This window comes from Haloferax profundi (assembly GCF_001469865.1).
Lineage (GTDB): Archaea > Halobacteriota > Halobacteria > Halobacteriales > Haloferacaceae > Haloferax > Haloferax profundi.
Window position 1 is genome coordinate 1 of sequence record NZ_LOPV01000281.1, and the last position, 395, is coordinate 395.

General features: G+C 54.7%; 1 protein-coding gene. It reads left to right on the forward strand.

Annotation, left to right across the window (positions count from 1 at the left end; genetic code table 11):
- Window positions 1-83: 83 nt before the first annotated feature.
- Window positions 84-395 (forward strand): S8 family serine peptidase (locus AUR66_RS22615; protein WP_269432583.1); only part of this gene is annotated, 312 nt, incomplete at its 3' end.

Sequence of the window (395 nt, forward strand, 5' to 3'; positions counted from 1 at the left end):
CGCTTTCAAAATACGGTGAGACAGTCGATCCAACTGGATTTGAACGTGCAACAAGTGGGACACAGACATGGAGTGCGGAGTATATCGGTGCAGATGACGTCCAAGAGCGAGGAGTCAGCGGTTCGGGCGTCAACGTAAGTGTTGTTGACTCGGGAATCGACGATAGTCACCCAGCATTACAGGGCCAAGTTACACTGTGGAAAGATTTCGCCGGTGACTTTTCCCAACCGGCTGACCCACGAGGTCACGGAACTCACGTGGCTGGAACAATCGCTGGACGCACTGACGCAAAACGAGCAGTTGGTGTTGCACCCGATGTGTCCTTGTTCGGTGCACGCGTACTCGACGAGAGTGGGTCAGGGAGTACGTCAGACGCCATGTCTGGTATGGAGTGG